Annotated in this window: 18 protein-coding genes and 1 tRNA gene; 13 read left to right on the top strand and 6 right to left on the bottom strand. The window is 64.1% G+C overall.

Going from position 1 to position 23,127, the window contains the following annotated elements; all coding sequences use genetic code 11:
• Window positions 1-11: 11 nt before the first annotated feature.
• From AB1N67_RS23605 to AB1N67_RS23595, 3 genes are all read right to left on the bottom strand, one after another.
• Window positions 12-1,451 (bottom strand): SrfA family protein, encoded by a 1,440-nt coding sequence (locus AB1N67_RS23605; RefSeq protein ID WP_196167971.1) that lies wholly within the window; start codon window positions 1,449-1,451, stop codon window positions 12-14.
• Window positions 1,452-1,662: 211 nt separating this feature from the next.
• A complete protein-coding gene (locus AB1N67_RS23600; protein WP_367863425.1) occupies window positions 1,663-3,396 on the bottom strand; it encodes a dipeptidase in 1,734 nt (577 codons plus the stop codon).
• Between the two features lie 197 nt (window positions 3,397-3,593).
• Window positions 3,594-3,670: transfer RNA gene (locus AB1N67_RS23595), tRNA-Arg, on the bottom strand.
• Between the two features lie 185 nt (window positions 3,671-3,855).
• Between AB1N67_RS23595 and AB1N67_RS23590 the strand changes: the two genes are divergently transcribed.
• From AB1N67_RS23590 to AB1N67_RS23555, 8 genes are all read left to right on the top strand, one after another.
• On the top strand, window positions 3,856-4,605 hold the full coding sequence (locus tag AB1N67_RS23590; protein WP_367863424.1) for a GntR family transcriptional regulator: 750 nt from the start codon (window positions 3,856-3,858) through the stop codon (window positions 4,603-4,605).
• Window positions 4,602-6,326, top strand: a complete 1,725-nt coding sequence (locus tag AB1N67_RS23585; RefSeq protein WP_367863423.1) for a fumarate reductase/succinate dehydrogenase flavoprotein subunit — start codon at window positions 4,602-4,604, stop codon at window positions 6,324-6,326. Before AB1N67_RS23590 ends, AB1N67_RS23585 begins: the two co-directional genes overlap by 4 nt.
• A gap of 113 nt (window positions 6,327-6,439) precedes the next feature.
• Window positions 6,440-6,685, top strand: a complete 246-nt coding sequence (locus tag AB1N67_RS23580) for a ferredoxin family protein (protein WP_043208219.1) — start codon at window positions 6,440-6,442, stop codon at window positions 6,683-6,685.
• A 123-nt stretch (window positions 6,686-6,808) separates the two neighbouring features.
• Window positions 6,809-8,215 carry an ABC transporter substrate-binding protein gene (locus AB1N67_RS23575; protein ID WP_324722973.1) on the top strand — a complete coding sequence of 469 codons (1,407 nt, stop codon included), beginning with the start codon at window positions 6,809-6,811 and terminating at the stop codon, window positions 8,213-8,215.
• Between the two features lie 15 nt (window positions 8,216-8,230).
• A complete protein-coding gene (locus tag AB1N67_RS23570) occupies window positions 8,231-9,013 on the top strand; it encodes an ABC transporter permease (RefSeq protein ID WP_250034189.1) in 783 nt (260 codons plus the stop codon).
• The gene (locus AB1N67_RS23565; protein ID WP_043208223.1) at window positions 9,013-9,870 is read left to right on the top strand and encodes an ABC transporter ATP-binding protein; all 858 of its coding nucleotides are present in this window, start codon (window positions 9,013-9,015) and stop codon (window positions 9,868-9,870) included. The genes AB1N67_RS23570 and AB1N67_RS23565 overlap by 1 nt, the downstream gene beginning before the upstream one ends.
• Window positions 9,867-10,832, top strand: a complete 966-nt coding sequence (locus AB1N67_RS23560; protein WP_043208225.1) for a HEAT repeat domain-containing protein — start codon at window positions 9,867-9,869, stop codon at window positions 10,830-10,832. The genes AB1N67_RS23565 and AB1N67_RS23560 overlap by 4 nt, the downstream gene beginning before the upstream one ends.
• Window positions 10,832-11,107 carry a gamma-butyrobetaine hydroxylase-like domain-containing protein gene (locus AB1N67_RS23555; protein ID WP_043208227.1) on the top strand — a complete coding sequence of 92 codons (276 nt, stop codon included), beginning with the start codon at window positions 10,832-10,834 and terminating at the stop codon, window positions 11,105-11,107. Before AB1N67_RS23560 ends, AB1N67_RS23555 begins: the two co-directional genes overlap by 1 nt.
• 84 nt (window positions 11,108-11,191) lie before the next feature.
• Here the strand turns inward: AB1N67_RS23555 and AB1N67_RS23550 are convergent, their stop codons facing one another.
• Window positions 11,192-12,055: an ABC transporter ATP-binding protein gene (locus tag AB1N67_RS23550; protein ID WP_182816710.1), complete on the bottom strand. Its 864-nt coding sequence runs from the start codon at window positions 12,053-12,055 to the stop codon at window positions 11,192-11,194.
• Window positions 12,052-13,644: an ABC transporter permease gene (locus AB1N67_RS23545; RefSeq protein ID WP_367863422.1), complete on the bottom strand. Its 1,593-nt coding sequence runs from the start codon at window positions 13,642-13,644 to the stop codon at window positions 12,052-12,054. Before AB1N67_RS23545 ends, AB1N67_RS23550 begins: the two co-directional genes overlap by 4 nt.
• Before the next feature lie 299 nt (window positions 13,645-13,943).
• Between AB1N67_RS23545 and AB1N67_RS23540 the strand changes: the two genes are divergently transcribed.
• Both AB1N67_RS23540 and AB1N67_RS23535 read left to right on the top strand, forming a co-directional pair.
• A complete protein-coding gene (locus tag AB1N67_RS23540) occupies window positions 13,944-15,005 on the top strand; it encodes an ABC transporter substrate-binding protein (protein WP_102081130.1) in 1,062 nt (353 codons plus the stop codon).
• Between the two features lie 34 nt (window positions 15,006-15,039).
• Window positions 15,040-15,945, top strand: coding sequence for a TauD/TfdA family dioxygenase (locus AB1N67_RS23535; RefSeq protein WP_102081129.1), 906 nt, complete (start codon window positions 15,040-15,042; stop codon window positions 15,943-15,945).
• Between the two features lie 169 nt (window positions 15,946-16,114).
• Here the strand turns inward: AB1N67_RS23535 and AB1N67_RS23530 are convergent, their stop codons facing one another.
• A complete protein-coding gene (locus tag AB1N67_RS23530) occupies window positions 16,115-17,029 on the bottom strand; it encodes a LysR family transcriptional regulator (RefSeq protein ID WP_043208237.1) in 915 nt (304 codons plus the stop codon).
• A gap of 193 nt (window positions 17,030-17,222) precedes the next feature.
• Between AB1N67_RS23530 and AB1N67_RS23525 the strand changes: the two genes are divergently transcribed.
• The 3 genes from AB1N67_RS23525 (at window position 17,223) to gabD (ending at window position 23,004) form a co-directional block, all read left to right on the top strand.
• Window positions 17,223-19,568: a TonB-dependent receptor gene (locus tag AB1N67_RS23525; RefSeq protein WP_182941990.1), complete on the top strand. Its 2,346-nt coding sequence runs from the start codon at window positions 17,223-17,225 to the stop codon at window positions 19,566-19,568.
• Window positions 19,569-19,584: 16 nt separating this feature from the next.
• Window positions 19,585-21,261 (top strand): aryl-sulfate sulfotransferase, encoded by a 1,677-nt coding sequence (locus tag AB1N67_RS23520; protein WP_367863421.1) that lies wholly within the window; start codon window positions 19,585-19,587, stop codon window positions 21,259-21,261.
• Window positions 21,262-21,561: 300 nt separating this feature from the next.
• The gene (gene gabD, locus AB1N67_RS23515) at window positions 21,562-23,004 is read left to right on the top strand and encodes an NADP-dependent succinate-semialdehyde dehydrogenase (RefSeq protein ID WP_043208245.1); all 1,443 of its coding nucleotides are present in this window, start codon (window positions 21,562-21,564) and stop codon (window positions 23,002-23,004) included.
• Window positions 23,005-23,127: the final 123 nt, after the last annotated feature.

The following is a 23,127-nucleotide window of genomic DNA, read 5'->3' as shown; positions in this document are numbered from 1 at the left end:
CGTTTTCCGTGTTATTGGCCGGCTTGTTTCATCAGCATCGGGAAGGCTTGCGACCCGTAGTTGCCGCTGCAGTCAGCGACGCCCTGGGCGCCAGGCTTGCAGTTCACCTGAGGGAGGTCGTAGCTGCTGCCGTCGGCACAGGTGGCTTGGCCTGAACTGTTGATCGACAGCAGGCCGCCGTTCATGGCCGCTTCGACAGGGGCATCGCAACGCACGCCGTCGGAGCGGCTGACCGTAGCCTGACCCTTGCCGTTCTGGAAGTCATACTTCAGGCGCAGGGGCTTGCCGGTGCCAACCTCCTGGATACCGGCACCGGACCAGTCGCCATTGAGGAAGTCCGCGGTGCCGTTGCCAGCGCCTGGCGGAATGCTCAGCAGATTCGGTTGGGCGTTGGCCTGGGGCTCTTGCGCCAGTTCAGGCGGTGCAGGTGGCGCCGCGTTGCCGGTGGCGGTCGACTCGCCGGGCGCGGCCTGACTGCCTTCGGGCGTGGATGTCGGACTTGGGACGGCAGGCGCTTCGGCCGTGGTGGGCGCTGGGATGGCCGTGGGAGCTTGGATCGCACCTACGCCGGCGGGCGCGACGGGCTCACTCGGTACGGCGCCGACGCCTGCTCCGGTCGTAGGCATGGCGCTCAGCGTCCCGGCCGGGAGTACGGGGGCGACGGTCTGGCCAGGGTTGAGGGTTGGCAATTGGCCGTCCAGCGCCGGTACGCTCAGTGGAGGGATGCCCAGGGCCGGAATGCCACAGCTGCGCAGGCCGAACAGCAGCAGGAGCAACAGCAGCAACAGAGGCAGCAGCCACCACCAGCGCCGCCACCAGGAGGGCCTTGACGGTTGCACGGCCAGCGGCGGCACGGGCGCAGCCGGGGCCAACGGTGGCGGCTCGATCGGCGGGGGTGGCATCACCGGTTCGGCAGCCTTGGGTGTGCGGGGGTAGAGGCAATGCAAAGGCTGACGACTGCGTTCGGCGCCAGCGTGGATGAAGCCCCAGAACGTCAGGACCGGGCGGCCATCGACCAGGTAGACGAAGTTCTCGTCAGGGAAGGGCACCACGCAGGTCAGCAGTTTGCCGAACACCGTGCGATCGCCCTGGGCACCGGCTTTGGCGCCGGCCAATGGTTGGCCATGGGCGTCCAGGCCGAGCAGTTCATTGCTCAGGTCGTTGATTCTGGCTTGGAGGATTTCCAACTGTGCGCGGGCTGGGGCGCGTTCTTCCTCGGTAGCGCTGCTCCAGGGGATGACATCCCCGGGGCGATCGCTGTACCAGTCGATGGTGCTGCCCAGCTCATCGGTTTGCGGGATGGCCAGGTGCTCGACCAGATCAGGATGGGCCGGGTGCTTGCGGCGGATCGCCTCGCGGATCTGCAACGCAGCACGGTAGACCGGTTGGCCCGTTTCTCCCAAAGCGGTGAAATCTTCACTTTTACCGCTGCGTAGCAATACTCCGCGCATCCCTGACGACCCTGCCTAGTCTTTAGTTCCGAATCCATGCGGTATCCATGCCTTGATACCGAAAATCCGGGCAACACTACTGGCAAAATGATTTCGTCGTCAATTCAGGTGGATGGCTTTTTGATATTTAAGCGCCATAGTCGATAGGGGCGCTACAGTTCAGGTCGTTTCCATGGCTGGGCGAAGGGGCCGCGACGCGGCCCCGAACCGCTTACAACTTGGGCATCTGTCCTATCCGCGCGATCATCTCACTGACGATCTGCAGATCCAGCATGAACTGCTCCACGGTCTTGAACTCGTTGTCGTTGTGCCCGGTGTACTTCACGTTGGGCATCGCCAGGCCGAACTGCACGCCATTAGGCAGGTCATGCACCGAGGTGGCGCCAGCAGAGGTGCCGAACTCGTGAGGCAGGCCCAGATTCTGGCTGGCCACATCGAGCAGGGCCTTGACCCATTCACCCTCGGGGTTGCGGTACATCGGCTCGTCGAGGCTGTACTCGAAGGCCACCGAGGTGTGGCTGCCGCGCGCCCAGTTGCCCAGCTTGTCGGCCAGCTCGTCCTTGAGGTTGGCCAGCGGCTTGCCTTTGGGGATGCGCAGGTTCACCGCAAGCTTGAGGGCTTTCTGGTCGAGCCCGACGTAGGTCAGCGAGGCGGTGAGCGGGCCCATGAACGGGTCTTCGAAATTCACGCCCAGTTGCTTGCCCAGGTAGTCCAGCCCCCAGTTGTCCGCCGCATAGCGTGCTGCATCGGTGATGTGGTTCTGCTTGAGCGGTACTTGGTCGCCCAGGCCGTTGAGGAAGACCAGCATCCGCGCCACCGGATTGACCCCCGATTCAGGCTCCGAAGAGTGCGCCGAGACGCCGGTCACTGTCAGGATCACTTCCTTGCCCGCTACCTTGGCATCGATGGTGAAGTCGCCACCGTTGCGCTTGGCGTACTCGGCGCCGGCCTTTTGCAGGGCCTCGGCCAGCGCAGTTGGGTTGTCGCCCAGCAGGGTCGCTACCGACGTGGTGGGGATCTGGTTGGTGGCCAGGCCGCCGGTGAGTGTGGTGACTTCCGCGCCCGTGCCGGTGGCCGGACGCCGATGGAAGCTCGCCATAACGGTGCCGTAGCCTTTTTCGGCGATCACCACTGGATAGCCGCCATCGAGCGCCAGGTTGTAGTTGGGCACCGGGTTGCGAGCGAAGTAGTAGGGGATGGCGTCACCAGTGGTTTCTTCAGTGGTGTCCACCAGCAGCTTGAACTGCCGGGCCAGCGGCAGTTTTTCGTCCTTGGCCACCTTGAGCGCGTACAGCGCCACGACGATGCCGTTCTTGTCGTCCTCGGTGCCACGCCCGTACATGCGGTCCCCTACCAGGGTCACCTTGAACGGGTCCAGGCGCGTGCCGTCTTCGAGTTTCCAGTTATCCGGGTTCACCGGCACCACATCGGCGTGGGCGTGGATACCGACGACTTCCTTGTCGTTGTCGCCCAGGGAGATTTCATAGACCCGGTTGTCGATGTTGCGGAATTTCAGACCGAAGCCCTCGGCCAGGGTCTTGATTTTTTCGGCGATCTTGAGGAACTGCGGGTTCTCGTGCTGTGGCACGCCCTCGACCTGGAAGGTCGGAATGGCCACCAGCTCGCGCAGGGTTTCGGTGGCTGCCTTGCCGTATTTGATCCGGGTGTACAGGCCGAGCAGTCGGTTGATCTCGTTTTGCTGATCAGCGTTGAGCGGCTTGCCGGCCAGGTAGGTGGTCAGCGTTTCGTTCAGCGTGTCGGCCTTGGCCAGGTTGCTGCCGGCCAGCTTGCTGAGAAAGTGACGGAAATCAGTCGGATCGCTGCCGTCGTAGGTCTTGAGGATCGCCGCCGATTGCTGTGGCGTGAGGTTGGCCTGGGCCTGGTTGGCGAACAGCCCGAGGCTGGCCAGCAGCAGGGTGGCGGTCGTGAGTTTTTTCAGAGTCATGAGTCAGCGCAGTCCTTCGCGGATCGTTGATAGAGGTCCCCGCTCTGTAGGAACGGGATAACCCCACGCTAACACCAATGGAGAGGTTGTAGGGAGAGGCACAGTGGCACTAGTGTGCAACTGGAACGGGGAAGCAAACTCGCCGAAATTCCAGCCCAAATGAAAAAGCCCCGGGAGATCTCCCAGGGCTTCAGGTATGGCGCACTCGGCGGGATTCGAACCCACGACCCCTGCCTTCGGAGGGCAGTACTCTATCCAGCTGAGCTACGAGTGCAACGGGGCGCAATGATACCCATCTCGTGGGGTTGCGTCCATCGCCTTGATCTGTAGCTGTTTTTGCCACAACGGCATGGTCGCGGAAAATATCCATATTCGAAAACGATATTTCTCACATAACGCTTATGCGTTATCCTCTGGTCACAACTTGTTATAACAAGTCACGTCAGAGTGAAGAGAATCATGGCCGAATTGCTCCCCCTGTCCCCGGTACCGCTGTACAGCCAGCTCAAGGAGCTGCTGCGTGAGCGCATCCTCGACGGTACCTATCCGCCCCACAGCCGCATGCCCTCCGAAGCCGAGCTGGGCAAGGCCTTCGACGTCAGCCGCATCACTGTGCGCCAGGCCTTGGGCGATCTGCAGAAGGAGGGTCTGATCTTCAAGATCCATGGTAAAGGCACCTTCGTTGCCAAGCCCAAGGCGTTCCAGAACGTCACCACCCTGCAAGGCCTGGGCGAATCCATGAGCCAGATGGGTTACGAGGTGATCAACCGCCTGCGCAGCTTCCGTCATGTACCGGCCAGTGCACTGGTGGCCGAGCGTTTGCAGGTGGCGGAGGGCAGCTTGGTCACTGAGATCCGCCGGGTGCGGCTGATCAACCGTGAGCCGGTGTCGCTGGAACTGACCTGGCTGCCCAAGGCCGTTGGCGAAAAGCTCGAAAAGGCTGACCTGGTCACCCGCGACATCTTCCTGCTGCTGGAAAACGACTGTGGCATCGCCCTGGGCCACGCCGACCTGGCCATCGATGCAGTGCTGGCCGATGCCGACCTGACCCAGGCGCTGGAAGTGGAGGAGGGCTCGCCAATCATGCGCATCGAGCGTCTGACCCACGCCGCCGACGGCACGCCGCTGGACTTCGAACACCTCTACTACCGCGGCGATGCCTTCCAGTACCGCCTGCGCATCGACCGCCAGAAGGGAGCCAAGGCATGAGCATCGAGACCCGCGACTACGACATCATCGTCATCGGCGGCGGCACCGCAGGGCCTATGGCCGCGATCAAGGCCAAGGAACAGGACAAGTCCTTGCGCGTGCTGCTGCTGGACAAAGCCAACGTCAAGCGCAGCGGTGCCATCAGCATGGGCATGGACGGCCTGAACAACGCGATCATTCCAGGCCACGCCACGCCCGAGCAGTACACCAAGGAAATCACCGTAGCCAACGACGGTATCGTCAATCAGGCCGCTGTGTATGCCTACGCCACCCACAGCTTCGAAACCCTCGAGCAACTGGACCGCTGGGGCGTGAAGTTCGAGAAGGACGAGACCGGCGACTACGCGGTGAAGAAGGTCCACCACATGGGGGCATACGTGCTGCCCATGCCCGAGGGCCACGACATCAAGAAGGTCCTCTATCGCCAACTCAAACGCGCGCGGGTCGAGATCACCAATCGCATGGTCTGCACCCGCGTGCTGCTCGATGGCGAAGGTGCCGCTGCCGGGGTCATGGGCTTCGATTGCCGCAGCGCAGAGTTCCAGGTGATCCGCGCCAAGGCGGTGATCCTCGCCTGTGGTGCGGCCGGACGGCTGGGCCTGCCCTCGTCGGGCTACCTGATGGGCACCTATGAGAACCCGACCAATGCCGGCGATGGCTACGCCATGGCCTATCACGCGGGGGCGGAGCTTGCGAATCTGGAGTGCTTCCAGATCAACCCGCTGATCAAGGACTACAACGGCCCGGCCTGCGCCTACGTCACCGGCCCCCTGGGTGGTTACACCGCCAACAGCAAGGGCGAGCGCTTCATCGAGTGCGACTACTGGAGCGGGCAGATGATGTGGGAGTTCCACCAGGAGCTCGAAGGCGGCAACGGTCCGGTGTTCCTCAAGCTCGATCACCTGGCCGAGGAAACCATCCAGAACATCGAAGAGATCCTGCACAGCAACGAGCGCCCCAGCCGTGGGCAGTTCCACGCCAACCGTGGCACCGATTACCGCCAGCACATGGTCGAGATGCACATCTCCGAGATCGGCTTCTGCTCCGGGCATTCAGCCTCTGGTGTGTGGGTCAACGAAAAGGCCGAAACCAGTGTTCGCGGCCTGTATGCCGCCGGTGACATGGCTGCAGTGCCGCACAACTACATGCTCGGCGCTTTCACCTATGGCTGGTTCGCTGGGGTCAACGCTGCCCGCTACGTCGCTGGGCGCCCCTTCGCCGAGGTGGACACGGCTCAGGTCGAGCGCGAGCGCGAACGGGTGTTCGCGCCTTTGCACCGCGAACACGGCCTGCCACCGGCCCAGGTCGAGTACAAGCTGCGGCGCATGGTCAACGACTATCTGCAGCCGCCGAAGGTGACCAAGAAGATGGAGATCGGCCTGGCCCGCTTTGCTGAGATCGAGCGTGACCTGTCGCAGATGAAGGCCAACAACCCCCATGAGCTGATGCGTGCCATGGAAGTGAGCGTGATCCGCGACTGCGCCGAGATGGCCGCAAGGGCTTCGCTGTTCCGCGAGGAGAGCCGCTGGGGGCTGTATCACCATCGGGTGGATTTCCCGGAGCGCAACGATGGCGAGTGGTTCTGCCATTGCCACCTGAAGAAAGGCGAGGACGGCCAGATGACCAGCTTCAAGAAACCCATCGAGCCCTACCTGATTGCCCTGGATGCCCAGGAGCAGACTGCCTATGACCGGCTGCGGGTCAAAGCCGACGCTGCCTAGGCATCGACGAACCCAGTGGGAGCGGCTTTGCCCGCGAACAAGGCACCGCCGGGCAAGACCGTTGCCCCCGCAGGACGGTGCAGAGGCTCAACGAACCCCGAGGACTCCGTGAAATGGCCTACCAACCCCAAGAGATTTTCTTTCGCAGCAACGCCCCGGTCACCATCGACGAAGACAAATGCATCGCCGAGAAAGGCTGCACCGTCTGCGTCGAGGTCTGCCCCATGGACCTGCTGGCCATCAACCCGGCGACCCAGAAGGCCTACATGGCCTTCGACGAATGCTGGTACTGCATGCCGTGCGAGAAAGACTGCCCGACCGGCGCGGTGAAGGTGGATATTCCCTACCTGCTGCGCTGAACCACGCCACACGCCATCCGGCCCACCACCGGACGCCCATTCGAAATGCCCCCTCGTTTCCCACCACCGCGCCAGGTGGCGGAGACGACGCCAACACCTAAAAACGATTCGAGGGGAAACACCATGCGCCTTGCAGCAACCGTGGCCGGCCTCGCGCTGGCAACCATTGGCCTGAATGCCAACGCCGAAACCATCCGCATCGCCATCGGCACCCAGGACACCACCATCAACTGCGCCACTGGTGGCCTGCTGATCCGAGAGCTGGGCCTGCTGGAGAAGTACCTGCCCCATGACGGCAAGTACAAGGACGCGACCTACCAGGTCGAGTGGAAGAACTTCACCAGTGGCGCGCCGCTGACCAACGAAATGGTCGCGGGCAAGCTGGACTTCGGCGCCATGGCCGACTTCCCCGGCTCGTTCAATGGCGTCGCGCATCTGGATGCTGGCAAGCGCAGCCTGTTCGTCAGTGTGCTGTCCGGCAGCGTACAGGGCAGCGGCAACGGCATCGTGGTGCCGGCGGCGTCTACCGTGCAGGCACTCTCCGAACTCAAGGGCAAGACCATCTCGGTGCCGTTCGCCTCCACCGCCCATGGCATGCTGCTGCGCGCCGTCGCCGCCCAGGGCTGGGACCCGCAAAAAGACGTGCGCATCATCGCCCAGGCCCCAGAGATCGCAGGCTCGGCGTTGCGCAGCAACCGCATCGAGGCGCACGCCGACTTCGTGCCCTTCGCCGAGCTGTTCCCCAACCGTGGTTTCGCCCGCAAGATCTACGACGGCGCCCAGGCCAACGCACCGACCTTCCATGGCGCCCTGGTCGATGCCGACTATGCCAAGCAGTACCCAGAAGTGGTCACCGCCTACCTGCGCGCCAGCCTCGAAGCCGACCGTCTGATCGCCGCCGAGCCCGAGAAGTACAGCGAGCTGATCGAGAAGGTCACCGGCATCGAAGCCGAGGTGAACTACCTGTTCCACGGCCCGCTGGGCCTGCAGACCCGCGACCTGACCTGGAAACCTGAGTACCGCCAGGCCGTGGCCACATCCATCGATACCCTCAAGCTACTGAAGAAGACCGACCGAGGCCTGGACACCGCCCAGTTCATCGACGATCAGTACATCCGCGCCGCCTTCAAGCAGGCTGGCCTGGACTACGACAAGGCGCTGAAGAACTACGCTCCACTGCCGCTCAGTGCCACCGATGCGCTGACTGGCCAGCCGATCAAAGATTTCAGCCGCCTGGCGCAGATCTGGGTGCGCGGCGAAGACAAGGTCCGCCACTACGCCTCGCCAGAGGCCGCCCTCGGCGCCCTGGCGCAACTGGAACAGGAGGGCAAGGACATCCGCGCGATCTACGCCCAGGCCGCCGACAGCGGCATCAAGCTGCTGGCCAACCAGGCCTGGTTCGTGCGCAACGCCAAGGGCGAGCTGGCGGCCTTCCTGCTCAAGGACCAGGCCGAACAGTACGCCAAAGCCCACGGCGGTGAGGCGCTGGACTTCGTCAGTGCCAACCGCAAGCTGCTCGCCCAGCGCTGATCCGGAGGCAATGTCATGACCCGCGACCTCACGCGCTGGCCGCTGCGCCTGGCGTCCTTGCTGGCCTGCCTGCTTTTCTGGCAGGTGGCGGCCAGCCATAAGCTGGACCTTGGCCTGTTCACGTTCACCTATGTGCCCACGCCGAGTGCCGTGCTCGAGGCCGCCTGGCAGCTGTTGGCATCGAGCGCCTTGCTGGCGCATGTGTCCAGCAGCCTGGCGCGGGTATTCGCCGGTTATCTGGCCGCCGCAGTGTTGGGCGTGGCGCTAGGGCTGTTGATCGGTCGCTCGACGTGGGCCGAGGACACCCTGTTGCCACCGCTGGAAGTGCTGCGGCCGATCCCGGCGGTGGCCTGGATTCCGCTGGCGATCCTGATGTTTCCGTCGTCTGAGCTGTCGATGGTGTTCATCACCTTCACCGGCGCGCTGTTTCCCATCCTGCTCAATACCGTGCACGGCGCAGAGGCGGTCGACCCGCGCCTGGTGGCCTCGGCGCGCAGCCTAGGCGCAGGACGCGGCGCGATCCTGCGTGAGGTGGTATTGCCGGGCGCGCTGCCGAGCATCGTCACCGGGCTGGCCATCGGCATGGGCACGTCGTGGTTTTGCCTGGTCACCGCCGAGATGATCTCCGGACAGTTCGGCATCGGCTATTACACCTGGGAGTCCTACACCTTGCAGAACTACCCGGACATCATCGTCGGCATGCTGTTGATCGGCGTGCTGGGCATGGGCAGCAGCACCCTGGTCAAGCGCCTGGGCGCGCTGGCCACTCCCTGGTACTGCGCGCGGAGGGCAGCCTGATGAACAGCTATCGACAGGCGCCGCAGGCCGGACGCATCGAGGCGCATGGCGTGTCGATCCGCCTGGGCCAGGGGCGCGATGCCTTCGAGGCGGTGCAAACCTTGGACTTTGCCGTCGCTCCAGGCGAGTTCGTGTGCATCCTCGGGCCTTCGGGCTGTGGCAAATCAACCCTGCTCGGCGCCTTGGCCGGCCACCTGGCGCCCAGCGCCGGGCGGCTCGAGGTCGATGGCCAGGCAGTCGAAGGCCCTTCGCCCCAGCGCGGCATGGTGTTCCAGCACCACACCTTGCTGCCCTGGCGCAGCGTGCTCGACAACGTCGCCTTCGGCCTGAAGATGCAGGGCGTGGGCAAGGCCGAGCGCCAGCGCCGCGCCCAGGACATGTTGCAACGGGTGGGGCTCGCCGACTTCGCCGAGCGCTGGCCGAGCCAGCTTTCCGGCGGCATGCAGCAACGCGCCGAAATCGCCCGCGTGCTGATCAACCGCCCACATCTGCTGTTGATGGACGAACCCTTCGGCGCGCTCGATGCCCAGACCCGCTCGCGCATGCAAGAGCTGTTGCTGGAAGTCTGGAGTGGCATTCGCACCACCGTGGTGTTCGTCACCCATGACATCGACGAGGCGCTGTTCCTCGCCGATCGCATCCTGGTGATGAGCCCGCGACCCGGACGCTTCATCGAGGACCTGCCACTGAGCTTCCCGCGGCCACGTCGCGCAAGCCTTTTGACCAGCCCCGAATTCACCCATCTCAAGCGCCATTGCCTGGCGCTGCTGCGCCACGAAGAAGGCCGCGAACTGCCGCGCCTGACCCCGCTGGGCCTGCCCGGCACCGATCATCCACCGCTGCGGATAGCCCTATGACCGAACGAATCACTGATAACCCTGACATCCTCCCGCTGCTGCCACGCCTGGCCGATGCCGATGCTGGCGTGCGGCGTATCGCCCTGATCGAACTGGCCGACCTGGAAGACCCGGACGGCCTGCCCTGGCTGACCGATGCCCTGCTGGTCGATCCGCATGTCGAGGTCCGCGCCGAAGCCGCGCGCCTGCTGGAAGCCTGGGAAGAGCCCGAAGTGGTGCAGGCGTTGTGTGCCGCCTTGGCCGATGTCGCCGAGCCGGTGCGCCTGGCGGCGGCCCAGAGTCTGAGCGAACTCAAGTCCCTGGAGGCGGGCACGCTCATCCTGCCGTGGGCCAGTCATGCCGACGCTTTCGTTCGCGCCAGTGCCTTGCGGGCATTGCGTGAGCTGCGCCTGGAGGACGCTGCAGGTCCTGCGCTGCTGGCCCTCGATGACGCCGACGCTTCGGTGCGTCGAGAGGCCGTGGGCATCCTCGGCTGGCTCAAGCATGCCCCCGCCTTGCCGGCGCTGGCGCGGCTGGCCGGGGAAGAGACTGACACCGAAGTTCGCCGTGCTGCCATCGGCGCTCTGGGCCTGGCCCGCGATACCAGCGTGCTGCCGGCATTGGTCGCAGCGCTAAGGGACGAGGCCTGGCAAGTACGCGAAGAAGCTGCCACCACGCTGGGCAAGGTCGGCTTGGGCGCTGCCGGGCCTGCATTGATCGCGGCCTTGGACGACAGCTACTGGCAGGTGCGCCTGCGTGCGGCACGGGCGTTGGGCCGCCTGCGGCATGGCGAGGCGTTGGATGCCCTGGCCCAGCTGCTTGGGCATGCCATCGCCAATCTGCGCAAAGAGGCAGCGCTGGCCCTGGGCGAGTTGGGCCAGGCCCGGGCGTTGCCAGCGCTGCAGGCCGCCGAGGCCGATGGCGACCCCGAGGTGCGCAAGGCCGTGCGCATTGCCCTGGCGCAACTGCAAGGGGCGGCGTGATGAACGCGCCCCAGTCGCTGCGCAACCTGCATGGGCGAGGCGAATTGGCCGTGCACTGGCCCGATGCGTTGCAGATCGTCAGCCATGCCCGCCTGCGCGGCGCCTGCCCCTGCTCGCAATGCCGCGCGGCGAAGTTGCGCGGTGGCATCGCCGTGGTACGTGAGGATGTGCGTGTAGAGCGGATCGAGGTGCAGGGGTATGGCGTGCAGCTGGTGTTCAGCGATGGGCATGAGCGCGGGATCTTCCCTTGGGCATACCTGCGGGACCTAGGGTGAGGCTGCCGGCGCGTTCGCGGGTAACTCGCTCGTATTTGGTCCGTGCGGGCCGCTGTAGCGGGTCACCCGCGAACACGCCGTGACTCACAGCGCGATCAATTCCGGCCGCAGCCCTTCCACGCGCGCTGCCGCTGGTTTCAGATAACCGCCATCGCCTGTGATCTGATGCAACACCTTCTCGCGCAGATGGTGCAGCGCCACGCCGGTGCGTTGGCGCGGATGTGGCAGGTCGATATCCACCACTGACTTGATCCGCCCCGGTCGCGGCTCCAGCACCACTACCCGGTCAGCCAGGTACGTCGCCTCCTCGGCATCATGGGTGACCAGCAAAGTGGTGATGCCTGAGCGCTCGCGAATCGCCAGCAGCTCGTCCTGTAATTGCTGGCGGGTCAGGGCATCGAGGGCGCCGAAGGGTTCGTCCAGCAGCAGGATGCGTGGGCTGGCGACCAGTCCGCGGGCGATTGCCACGCGTTGGGCCATGCCGCCGGAGAGCTGGTGCGGGTAGGCCGACTCGAACCCTGCCAGCCCCACCAGTTGCACGAACTCATGGACCCGACGTGCCCGCTCACCTTGGGTGAGCGGCTCGTTGACCAGGCCCAAGGCAATGTTCTGCTGCACCGTCAGCCACGGAAACAGCCGGTGCTCCTGGAATACGATGCCGCGTTCGCCACCGATGCCGCTGACCGGCTGGCCATCGACGCGGATGCTGCCGCTGTAGTCGGTGTCCAGCCCCACCAGCAGGCGCAGCAGGGTGGACTTGCCGCAGCCGGAGGCGCCGACGATGGCGATGAACTCGCCCTCGTTGATCGCCAGGTTGAAATTACGGATGGCCTCGAACGGCTGACCATCGACACTGAAGACTTTGCCGACGCCGTCGAAGCTGACCAGCGGCGGCGTGGTTTCGGGTTGATTGGCCGCGTGCAGGGCCGAGGTGTTGAAAGCGTTCATGCGGTTCTCCAGCGCGTGGCGCGCGATTCGAGGCGTTGTCCAAGGGTGCCCAGCAGGGCGCCGACCAGGCCGATCAAGACCATGGCCGCCATGACCTGGTCCATGCGAAACAGTTGCTGCGCGCCGAGCATCAGGCTGGCGATACCGCCATCGGAGGGCATGAAGTATTCGGCGCCGATGGTGCCCAGCCACGCGTAGATCAGCGACAGGCGCAGGCCGGCGAAAATCGCCGGCGCCGCCCCGGGAAGCACCAGCAGATGCAGGCGTCGTGGCAGGCTCAGGCGCAAGACGCGAGCCGCCTCGCCCAATTGCGGCGAGAGGCTGGCGATGCCGCGCTGGGTGGCGATGAACAGCGGAAAGAACGCCGCCAGGCCCACGAACACGGCCTTGGCCTCTTCACCCAGGCCGAACCAAGCCGTGAGCAGCGGCACCCAGGCGAACAGCGCCACCTGGCGCAGCGCCGACAGGCTTGGTCCGAGCAGGCGCTCGGCCGGTTGCGACAGGCCGAGCAGGACACCCAGCGCAAAACCCGCGCCGCCGCCGAACAACAGCCCGACAAGGGTGCGCTGCAGGCTCAGGTAGAGGGCCTCGGGCAGTGAGCCGTCCGCCAGCCCCGCCAGCAGGCTGCGCAGGACTTCCCAAGGTGAAGTGAGAATGTTGCCGTCGACCCAGCCGAAGCTGTTGGCGGCCTGCCATAACGCCAGCAGCGCAACCGGTAGCAACAGACCTTGCCAGGCGGATGCGTGGGCGCTGCGTTGTTGCTCACCGGTTGCCGGTTGCGGCCAATACAGCAGGCGCCGCTCCAGTGCCGAGAAACCGCGGTCCATGAAGGCGCCGACCAAGCCGATCACCAGGATGCACAGGAACACCAGATCAAGCATGAACAGCTGCCGACCCCAGACCATCAGGTAGCCGATCCCTTCGCTGGAGGCCAGCAGTTCCACGGCCAGCAGCGAGGTCCAGCCCGTGGCCAGGGCCAGGCGTATACCGGTCAGGAAGGCCGGCAGGGCGGCGGGCAGCAGCAGGCGCAGGAATAGCAGGTGTGTCGGCAAACGTAGAGCAGCGGCGGCTTCGCGCAGTTTGGGCTGGGCATCGCGTACGCCGACCAAGGTATGCAGGGCCACCGGCACGATCACCGCCTTGATCAGCACCACCAGCTTGAGCATTTCACCGATACCGAAGAACAGCATGAACAGTGGGATCCATGCCAGCGTGGGGATCTGTGCCAAGGCCACGAAGGTCGGCAATACCCAGGCCTGAGCCCTGCGTGAGGCGCCCAGCCAGGTGCCCAGCAGCAGGCCACTGGCGATGCCGGCGAGCAGGCCGAGCAGCAGGCGTTGCAGGCTTATCCACAGGTGGCTCCAGAGCTCACCGGAGCCGAATTCCAGCGCGCTCTGCCAGACCACCGACGGGGCTGGCAGGATCTGCTCACTCATCCAGTGCCAATGGCTGGCGATGACCCATAGCGCCGCCACCCCCAATGGCACCAACCATGGCAGCAGAGGTTCCTGTAAGCGGCCCTGTGTCGCGAAAGGGGGGCGCAGCGGCCCCAGAAGGCCTTGTCCACGCTTGCTCAAAACCTCGCTCATCCAGGCACCTCTTGAATCATTCCTTGGTTATGCGCTTATGGAATTAAAAATTCATAAGTACGTTCATCAAGGGATAAGAACATGTCTTCAAGACGCCACGAAAGCCCTGCGCCGTTGCGTTTTCCTCATATTTTCCATGCGTTTTCCGCAAGCCGTCCGGCAGCGCCCGTGACGCTTGGGTTATGACTTTTGGTTACTAAAAAATGAAGTTTTGGTCTTTGTGGGTTTTAACTCGCCCGGCCTAGCTTCTGGCCAAAGCGCCGGCCATCGCCGGTGGCAGCCTGCCAAGGAGCCTGGTCATGAAAATCCCATTCCGACGTTTGTTCACTACGTTCGCCTCGCCGCTGTTGGCGGGCCTGCTGGCGGCCAGCGTGCTGAGCGCTCAAGCGGCCCAGGCGGACGCACCCCATAGCATCCGCATTGCCGTGCCGGACCTCAGTGCCGGCAGCCAGCCCAGCGCGGGCGGGGTGGTGGATGTGCTGCGTAGCCAGCAATTGCTGGAGCAGGAGTTTGCCAAGGACGGCATCCACATCGACTGGCGCTTCTTCAAAGGCGCGGGGCCGGTGATCAACGAAGCCCTGGCCAACGGCCAGGCCGATTTTGCCTACCTGGGCGACCTGGCCGCGATCATCGGCAAGGCCAACGGCCTCGACACCCGGGTACTGTCTGCCGGCGTGCGCGGGGTGAAGAGCTATCTGGCCGTGGTTCCAGGCTCTGGTATCCACAGCCTGCAGGATCTCAAAGGCAAGCGCGTGGCTGTGTTCCGCGGTACCGCCAACCAGCTGTCGTTCGCCAGCGCCCTGGCCAGCCAAGGGCTGTCCGAGCGTGACCTGAAGATCATCAACCTGGATTTCAACGCCGCCAATGCTGCCATCGCGGCCAAGCAGATCGACGCCACTTGGGGCCTGTCGACCCTGTTGTCCCTGCGCGAACGGGGGTTGGTGGAGCTACCGGTGAACTCCCGCGACCTCAAGGGGGCGGGTAGCACCCAGGCGGTACTGCTGGGCACCGGGGCCTTCATCGACCAGCACCCGGACCTGGTGGCGCGCCTGGTCACGGCCCAACAGAAGGCGGTGAAGTGGCTGCGCGATGAGAACAACCGCAAGGCTTATGTGGACCTGGTCGCCAGCACCGCCAACTACCCCCGGGTGATCCTCGAAGGCGACCTGGCCCAGGAGAACCTCGCCCATTACTTCGACCCACGCCTGGACGCCGAATTTGTCGGCCTGCTGCAGCAGGGTGTGGACCTGGCTGCCAAGGAGCGTTTGATCCGCCGTGGCTTCCAGGTGAGCGACTGGATCGAACCGCGTTTTCTCGATGCCGCCCTACAGCAGGACCAAGCCGTCCAGGCCGCCCGCTGAAACCCCTATCCATCCCCATCGCAAGGACATGACCATGAGCAATGCCGCACTGGCCCGCGCGCCACACACCGCTGCACTCGACATCCATCCGATCGCCGGGCGCATCGGCGCCGAGATTCGCGGCGTGACATTGTCCGCCGACTTGGACGCCGCCACCATCGACGCCATTCAGGCGGCCCTGGTCCAATACAAGGTGATTTTCTTCCGCAACCAGACGCAGTTGGACGACCAGAGCCAGGAGGCCTTCGCCAAACGTCTTGGCGAGCCGATCGCCCATCCCACCGTGCCGGTGGTCGACGGCACGGACTACCTGCTGCAGCTCGATGGTGCCGAAGGTCAACGGGCCAATTCCTGGCACACCGATGTGACCTTCGTCGAAGCCTACCCCAAGGCTTCTATCTTGCGCAGTGTGGTGGCGCCGGCCTTTGGTGGCGACACTGTCTGGGCCAACACCGCAGCGGCTTACCAAAGCCTGCCCGAGCCGCTGCGCGAGCTTGCCGACAAGCTCTGGGCGGTGCACAGCAACGAATACGACTATGCCGGTACCAAGCCCGATGTGGACCCGGCCAAGCTTGAGCGCTATCGCCAGGTGTTCACTTCCACGGTGTACGAGACCGAACATCCAGTGGTGCGGGTGCATCCGATCAGTGGCGAAAGGGCCTTGCAGCTGGGGCATTTCGTCAAGCGCATCAAAGGTTATTCACAGGCGGACTCGGCGCACCTGTTCAATCTGCTGCAAGGGCATGTGACGCGCCTGGAAAATACCGTTCGCTGGCGCTGGCAGGCCGGTGACGTGGCCATTTGGGACAATCGCGCGACCCAGCATTACGCGGTGGACGATTACGGCACCCAGCCGCGCATCGTGCGTCGGGTGACATTGGGCGGGGAGGTGCCGGTGGGTGTGGACGGACAGCAGAGCCGGACCCTTCGCAAAGGCTGATCTATTGCAGGCCTGTGCCGCCATCGCGGAATCGAAGAGACAACTAGGTGGGCTGCTTGCGCTGGCGCTATTCGCGGATAAACCCGCTCCTACAAGGGGCGGTGTTTCTTGTGGGAGCGGGTTCACCCGCGAAGCAGGCGGCGCGGTGCAATGGCACCATACTGCCCGGTCATGACTCGCTGTCACAGGCAATCAACTGCCTCACCAATCCCTGGGCCAACGCCGACAGTCCATACCCCACGCGGCTCACCACGCCATAGCGGGTGTAGAACGCCTCTTCATGCTCCGGCGCAAGGTCGGCGAGCGTGAGCGCTACCAACCCGCCTTCTCGTTGATAGGGCCGCAGATTGGCATTGCAGGCAATGCCGATGGTGTCCGATTGCTGCACCACGTTGAGCAGCGCATAGCCGTGTTCACACTCCACGCTGGGCAAGAAATCCTGGCGGCCGCTCAGGTCGCTCAGCACCTTGCGGATGTTCGGCGGGCGGAAGGTCGTGGCCAGCGGGTAGTCGAACAGATCACGCGCACGGACCTCGGCGCGCTCGCTCAACGGGTGCCCGGCGCGGCAGCAGAAGTGCCAGCGCTGAGGCTTGAGCTTGTGCACTTGGTAGTCCGGATCGGCTTCGAACTGACGGGTGTCTGCAACGAAAAACTCGATCTCCTCGGCTACCAGCCGGCGGTTCAGTGCCTGCCAGTTATCCACCTGAAAGCAGGTGCGCGCAGCGGGATACTCGGCCACGAAACGCGCCACCGCTCTTGGAACCAGCCCGCCTGCCGGTGCCGGCCCGGAGCCGAACCGCACGACACCCGTGGTGGCGCCATTGAACTGGTTGATTTCGTTGGCCAGGTGATGGGCTCCATGCACCAGGCGGCGCGAGTGCTCCAGCACCAGCAGGCCTTGCCGGGTAGGGGACAAATCCTTGCTGGCGCGATCGACCAGGCGGCAGCCGACGTTGTGCTCGAGCGTCTGGATGCTCCGGCTGAAGGCCGATTGCGACAGGTTCACCGCAGCCGCCGCAGCGACGAAGCTGCGGTGATCGACCAAGGCGATGAAGTGACGAAGCTGACGGAGATCTATATGCATTTTCTACATGAAAACTTTCGGTGAAATGCAATTGCTGACAAGGGTTACGAACCTTATAAAGGGAGTCACTTATTCCACAAAATATGAATTAAAAATATTTATATCTCTTAAAAGAATATAGCCCGACTGTCCGCGATTCGGTTCCGCCAACGGAAATGCTCGCCCCAGGGCCCATGCCTCAAGGAGCATTTGCATGTCCCGACTTCCCCGATGGCCGGCGTGCGCGTCGCTGTTCACCTTGCAACCCTTGGCCGCAGGCGTGCTACTGGCTGTCGCCGGCACCAGCCTGCCTAGCCTTGCCGAAGAGACCGTCGTTGCCACGCCAGTGCCCGAGCAGCAAGCCACCCTCGGCACTGTCACGGTCAATGCTCGACGCCGCGAGGAAAGCGCCCAGAGCGTCCCCACGCCGATCAGTGTGCTCGACAGCGAGACCCTGGAGACCCAGCGCATTTACCGTGTGCAGGATCTGCAACAACTGGTACCCAGCACCAACGTCGCCTATGTCCATGCTCGCCAGTCGAGCATCTCGATCCGCGGCCTGGGCAACAACCCGGCCAGCGATGGCCTCGAAGGCAGCGTGGGTATCTACCTGGACAACGTCTATCTGGGTCGCCCTGGCATGGCCGTGTTCGACCTGCTGGATGTCGAGCAGCTCGAAGTGCTGCGCGGCCCGCAAGGCACGCTGTTCGGCAAGAACACAACCGCCGGGGTGCTCAACATCACCACCCGCAAACCGACGTTCCACCGCGAAGGCAGCGTCCAGTCGTCACTGGGCGAGGATGGTTACTGGCAGACCCAGGGCAGTTTTTCCGGGCCGATCAGCGAAACCCTGGCCGGGCGCATCAGCGCTTACCACACCGAGGACGATGGCTACGTGAAGAACGTCTACAACGGCCACGACCTCAACGGCGGCAAGCGCCAGGGTTTTCGGACCCAGTTGCTGTTCGAGCCGAGCGAGACCTTCAACTTGCGCTGGATCGGTGAGTACAACGAAGAGGACTCCGACAACGGCGTATTGGCGCTCTACAGCACCGGCCCGACCATCAACGGTGTCAATCGCTACGAAAGCCTGGCGGCCCAAGCCGGCGCTACCCTGGTGTCGGGCAAGGATCGCAAGGTCAACTTCGACGCCGACCAGCAGGTGACGGTGTTCCAGGGCGGCACTTCGGTGGAGGCCAACTGGACCTTGCCCAACGACTTCACCCTGACCTCCATCACCGCTTACCGCTGGTGGGACTTCACCCCGCGCAACGACGACGGCCTGAACGTGCCGGTCTACCGCAACGTCGGGGTGTCGGTGCGCGACAAGCAGTACTCCCAGGAGATCCGCCTGGCATCGCCCACCGGCGGCTTCTTCGACTATGTGCTCGGCGCCTATTACTTCAAACAGGACCTGGATAACCAATCATTCTTCTACTACGGCCCCCAGGCCGATATCTGGAGCGGCACGCCCCCAGGCGCGCTGGCCAACGTCACCAGCCTGGGTGACGGGCACATCGACACTGACAGCTATGCGTTGTTCGCTCAGGGTACCTGGCACCTGACCGACCGCCTGGACTTCACCGCCGGGGTGCGCGGCACCTATGAAGAAAAAAGCGCCTGGGTCACCCGGGATGCGCCTGTCGGCGGCGCAGCGGTCACCGGCGGTGCGGCTGCGGCGCGCAATGGTCGGGCCGGTGCCTACGACTCGGGCGATCTGAACCAGTACAGCTTCAGCCCCTCCGGCCTGCTGAGCCTGAGCTACCGCTTCAACGAGCAGGTGCTCGGCTATGCGAGCCTCAGCCATGGCGAAAAGTCCGGCGGCATCAATCTCACCGTGGGGGCAGCGCCGCGCCTGGGCACCGACTCGTTGCTGGTGGGCACCGAGCGGGTCAACAACGCCGAGCTGGGGGTCAAGAGCACGCTGCTGGACAACCGCCTGCAGCTCAACGCCAACCTGTTCTGGGCCGAGGTACATGGCTACCAGGCCAACGTCTACGACGAAGCCAACCGCGTGCAGTACCTGGCCAACGCCGGCAATGTCCGCTCCCGTGGCCTGGAGTTCGAGGCCACGGCGCTGCCGGTGCGCGGCCTTACGCTCAACTTCAACGGCTCGTGGAACGATGTGCGCTACACCGAGTACGACGACGCCCCGTGCCCGCCGGAGGTGGGTCTGGCCAACCCCGGCGCGACCTGCGACCTCAGTGGCCATCAGGTGGTTGGCGCCTCCAAGTACATCGCCAACCTCAACGGCCAGTACAAGTGGCAGTTGGCCGAGCGCATCGAGCCCTACGTCACCGCCAGCTACGCCTTCCGCTCCCGCGCGGTGGGCACCATCGACGATTCCGACTACGGCCAGATCCCCAGCTACGCCATCGTCAACCTCTCTACCGGCGTGCGCCTGGACCAGGGCGACGGCGTGCTCGACCTGTCGCTGTGGGTGAAGAACGCCGGCGACAAGACCTACTTCACCAGCCTGTGGAACGCCGCCAACGGTGGCTATTCCGGTGTGCTCGGCACCCCGCGCACCGTGGGTGCAACCGCCCGTTACGACTTCTGAGAAAAGGAGCTTTGCCATGAATGCCAAGACCGAAACGCCCGCATTGCCCGAAGGCGCCTGCATTACCGCCAAGGTCCCGGATCACGACGAGGCCCTGCTTGGCGATGTCGTGGTCAACCCGTACCGCCTGGCGCCGCTGACCGCGATCATCCGCGACGGTGGCCGCACGCTCAGTGCTGTCCACGTTCGGGTGCTGGGCCGTGGCGAGCGCGGCGTGGACATCGCCTATGAGGTGTCTGACCGCTCTCTGTGGACCTACGGCGGGATCCCGGTGTTCGGCCTGTACCCGGACTACGTCAACCAAGTGGAAGTGACCTACAAGCTCGACGGCGAGCGCATCCGCGAGCGTTTCGAGATCTACGCCCCGGCCGTGCGTCTGCCGGTGGTGGCCAAGCAGACTGCGGCCCTGCCTGAAGTGGAGCCGGTCAAGGTGTCGCCGGGCTTCGAGAAGCGTCTGTACCTGTTCAACCACCTGCAAGGGGATATCCCCGGTGCGCGTGCCTTCAAGTGGAACGGCCTGGGTGGCGCCGCCGAGTGGGACCAGGTGGGCAACAACTGGATCGCCGACAGCAATGGCGATGTGCGCTGGTACCTGGACATCGAACAGATCCACGACTCCAACCGCCGCGACGGCCTGGGCGGGACCATGGGCTTCCAGCAGACCCGCGACGGCAAGCTGATCTGGGGCCAAGGCCAGACCTATTCCAAGTACGACCTGCTGGGCCGGCGCATCTGGCAGCGTAGCCTGCCGGACAAGTTCGCCGACTTCTCCCACGAGATCCGCGAAACCGTGAACGGCACCTACCTGTTGCGCGTGGGCACCAGCGATTATCGACGTCCGGACGGCAAGCGCGTGCGTTCGATCCGTGACCACATCATCGAAGTGAACGAGGCGGGCGATGTGCTGGACTTCTGGGACCTCAACCAGATCCTCGACCCGTACCGCGGCGACTTGCTCGAAACCCTGGGCAAGGCGGCGATCCAGCTGCCCGCAGACGTGGCGCGCCAGGACAGCACCCTGGCCAACGAGCTGGCCGAAGGCGACCTGCCATTCGGCGATGCTCCGGGCGTCGGCACTGGACGCAACTGGGCCCATGTCAACGCCATCGACTACGACCCGGCCGATGACAGCATCATCATCTCTGCCCGCCATCAGGGCGTGGTGAAGATCGGTCGCGACAAAATGGTGAAGTGGATCCTCGCCTCGCCGCAAGGATGGCCGGCACGCCTGCAAGACAAAGTGCTCAAACCTGTGGCGAGCGAGGACTTCGACTGGTCCTGGACCCAGCACACGGCCTGGCTGACCGGTCGCGGCACGCTGACCGTGTTCGACAACGGCTGGGGACGTGACTTCGCGCCGACCAAACTGTCGGGCAACTACAGCCGTGCGGTGGAGTACCGCATCGACGAAGCCAAGGGCACCGTCGAGCAGGTCTGGGCCTACGGCAAGGAGCGAGGCGATGAGTGGTACAGCCCGATCACCTCGGTGGTGGCCTACCGTCCGGAAACCGATACCCAGTTCATCTACTCGGCGTCGGTGGGTTTCCTCACGCCGGAAAAACTCACCACCTCGGTGCTCAACGAGGTGCGCAGCGGTACCCAGGAGGTTCTGGTGGAACTGAAAGTACACAGTCGCCAGCCGGGTAGCGTCGGCTACCGCGCACTGGTGATCGACCTCGACAACGCGTTCTGATCCTGCCGGGAGGGCCGTCGGTCCTCCCATCGACCCTCCTTCAGGCCTTTGGACTAACCTGAACTTCTTCCCTGCACCGATCCGGAAATCCGGCTCGGTGTTCAACCGTTCGTTCTTTTTTTCGAACAGCCTATTGTCCAACACCCCAGCACCCGCTTAGCATTCCGTTTGAGATTTCAAACGCTCGATGCCCAGGCGTTGAACACCCCTGGTGCAAGAATTCCTGATGGCGCCCTTGGGCGCCTTTCAACAATCAATAATTAGCGCCGTCCGTGCACGGTGCTCTCAAGGGAATCCGACATGCAGCTCAAAGACGCTCAGTTGTTCCGCCAGCAAGCCTTCATCAACGGTGAGTGGCTGGACGCGGACAACGGTCAGACCATCAAGGTGACCAACCCGGCTACCGGTGAAGTCATCGGTACCGTGCCGAAGATGGGCGCCGCCGAAACCCGCCGCGCCATCGAAGCTGCCGACAAGGCCCTGCCGGCCTGGCGCGCACTGACCGCCAAAGAGCGTGCTGGCAAGCTGCGTCGCTGGTTCGAGCTGATGATCGAGAACCAGGACGACCTGGCCCGCCTGATGACCACCGAGCAGGGCAAGCCACTGGCCGAAGCCAAGGGCGAGATCGCCTACGCTGCCTCGTTCATCGAGTGGTTCGCCGAAGAAGGCAAGCGTGTCTACGGTGACGTGATTCCTGGCCATCAGCCAGACAAACGCCTGATCGTCATCAAGCAGCCGATCGGTGTCACCGCCGCCATCACTCCGTGGAACTTCCCGGCCGCGATGATCACCCGTAAAGCCGGCCCGGCCCTGGCCGCTGGCTGCACCATGGTCCTCAAGCCTGCTTCCCAGACCCCATACTCCGCCCTGGCCCTGATCGAGCTGGCCAACCGTGCCGGCATCCCGGCTGGCGTGCTGAGCGTGGTCACCGGCAGCGCTGGCGAAGTCGGCGGTGAGCTGACCGGCAACGCCCTGGTTCGCAAGCTGTCCTTCACCGGCTCGACCGAAATCGGTCGCCAGCTGATGGAAGAATGCGCCAAGGACATCAAGAAGGTCTCCCTGGAGCTGGGCGGCAACGCGCCGTTCATCGTGTTCGACGACGCCGACCTGGACAAGGCGGTCGAGGGCGCGATCATCTCCAAGTACCGCAACAACGGCCAGACCTGCGTCTGCGCCAACCGTATCTACGTTCAGGACGGCGTTTACGACGCGTTCGCCGAGAAGCTCAAGGCCGCTGTCGCCAAGCTGAAGATCGGTAACGGCCTGGAAGAAGGCACCACTACTGGCCCGCTGATCGACGGCAAGGCTGTCGCCAAGGTCCAAGAGCACATCGAAGACGCAGTCTCCAAGGGCGCCAAGGTGCTGTCCGGCGGCAAGCTGATCGAAGGCAACTTCTTCGAGCCGACCATCCTGGTCGACGTACCGAAGAGCGCTGCCGTGGCCAAGGAAGAAACCTTCGGCCCGCTGGCGCCGCTGTTCCGCTTCAAAGACGAAGCCGAAGTCATCGCTATGTCCAACGACACCGAGTTCGGCCTGGCTTCGTACTTCTATGCCCGTGACATGAGCCGAGTGTTCCGTGTCGCCGAGGCCCTGGAGTACGGCATGGTGGGTATCAACACCGGCCTGATCTCCAACGAAGTGGCACCGTTCGGTGGCATCAAGGCCTCGGGCCTGGGCCGCGAAGGTTCCAAGTACGGCATCGAGGACTACCTCGAGATCAAGTACCTGTGCATCAGCATCTGATCACGTACTGAATTTCCCTCTGCCAGCGGGGCGCGAGAGCGACGTCTCGCTGGCCTTTTTGACACCGTAGTACCTGGTGACCAGGGTGTTCGCGACAGTCGATCAACGCATGCTGATCGTGAA

It is taken from the genome of Pseudomonas guariconensis (assembly GCF_040822035.1).
GTDB lineage: Bacteria > Pseudomonadota > Gammaproteobacteria > Pseudomonadales > Pseudomonadaceae > Aquipseudomonas > Aquipseudomonas guariconensis.
Note: the sequence above shows the minus strand (reverse complement) of the source record. Positions and strands in the feature narration are given on the sequence as shown.

Bases quoted from the DNA above. Each gene is read 5' to 3' on its own strand.
- gabD (WP_043208245.1), top strand. From the start codon at position 21,562: ATGCAGCTCAAAGACGCTCAGTTGTTCCGCCAGCAAGCCTTCATCAAC.
- AB1N67_RS23530 (WP_043208237.1), bottom strand. From the start codon at position 17,029: ATGCATATAGATCTCCGTCAGCTTCGTCACTTCATCGCCTTGGTCGAT.
- AB1N67_RS23565 (WP_043208223.1), top strand. From the start codon at position 9,013: ATGAACAGCTATCGACAGGCGCCGCAGGCCGGACGCATCGAGGCGCAT.
- AB1N67_RS23605 (WP_196167971.1), bottom strand. From the start codon at position 1,451: ATGCGCGGAGTATTGCTACGCAGCGGTAAAAGTGAAGATTTCACCGCT.
- AB1N67_RS23600 (WP_367863425.1), bottom strand. From the start codon at position 3,396: ATGACTCTGAAAAAACTCACGACCGCCACCCTGCTGCTGGCCAGCCTC.
- AB1N67_RS23520 (WP_367863421.1), top strand. From the start codon at position 19,585: ATGAATGCCAAGACCGAAACGCCCGCATTGCCCGAAGGCGCCTGCATT.
- AB1N67_RS23560 (WP_043208225.1), top strand. From the start codon at position 9,867: ATGACCGAACGAATCACTGATAACCCTGACATCCTCCCGCTGCTGCCA.
- AB1N67_RS23580 (WP_043208219.1), top strand. From the start codon at position 6,440: ATGGCCTACCAACCCCAAGAGATTTTCTTTCGCAGCAACGCCCCGGTC.
- AB1N67_RS23525 (WP_182941990.1), top strand. From the start codon at position 17,223: ATGTCCCGACTTCCCCGATGGCCGGCGTGCGCGTCGCTGTTCACCTTG.
- AB1N67_RS23585 (WP_367863423.1), top strand. From the start codon at position 4,602: ATGAGCATCGAGACCCGCGACTACGACATCATCGTCATCGGCGGCGGC.
- AB1N67_RS23555 (WP_043208227.1), top strand. From the start codon at position 10,832: ATGAACGCGCCCCAGTCGCTGCGCAACCTGCATGGGCGAGGCGAATTG.
- AB1N67_RS23535 (WP_102081129.1), top strand. From the start codon at position 15,040: ATGAGCAATGCCGCACTGGCCCGCGCGCCACACACCGCTGCACTCGAC.
- AB1N67_RS23590 (WP_367863424.1), top strand. From the start codon at position 3,856: ATGGCCGAATTGCTCCCCCTGTCCCCGGTACCGCTGTACAGCCAGCTC.
- AB1N67_RS23540 (WP_102081130.1), top strand. From the start codon at position 13,944: ATGAAAATCCCATTCCGACGTTTGTTCACTACGTTCGCCTCGCCGCTG.
- AB1N67_RS23550 (WP_182816710.1), bottom strand. From the start codon at position 12,055: ATGAACGCTTTCAACACCTCGGCCCTGCACGCGGCCAATCAACCCGAA.
- AB1N67_RS23575 (WP_324722973.1), top strand. From the start codon at position 6,809: ATGCGCCTTGCAGCAACCGTGGCCGGCCTCGCGCTGGCAACCATTGGC.
- AB1N67_RS23545 (WP_367863422.1), bottom strand. From the start codon at position 13,644: ATGAGCGAGGTTTTGAGCAAGCGTGGACAAGGCCTTCTGGGGCCGCTG.
- AB1N67_RS23570 (WP_250034189.1), top strand. From the start codon at position 8,231: ATGACCCGCGACCTCACGCGCTGGCCGCTGCGCCTGGCGTCCTTGCTG.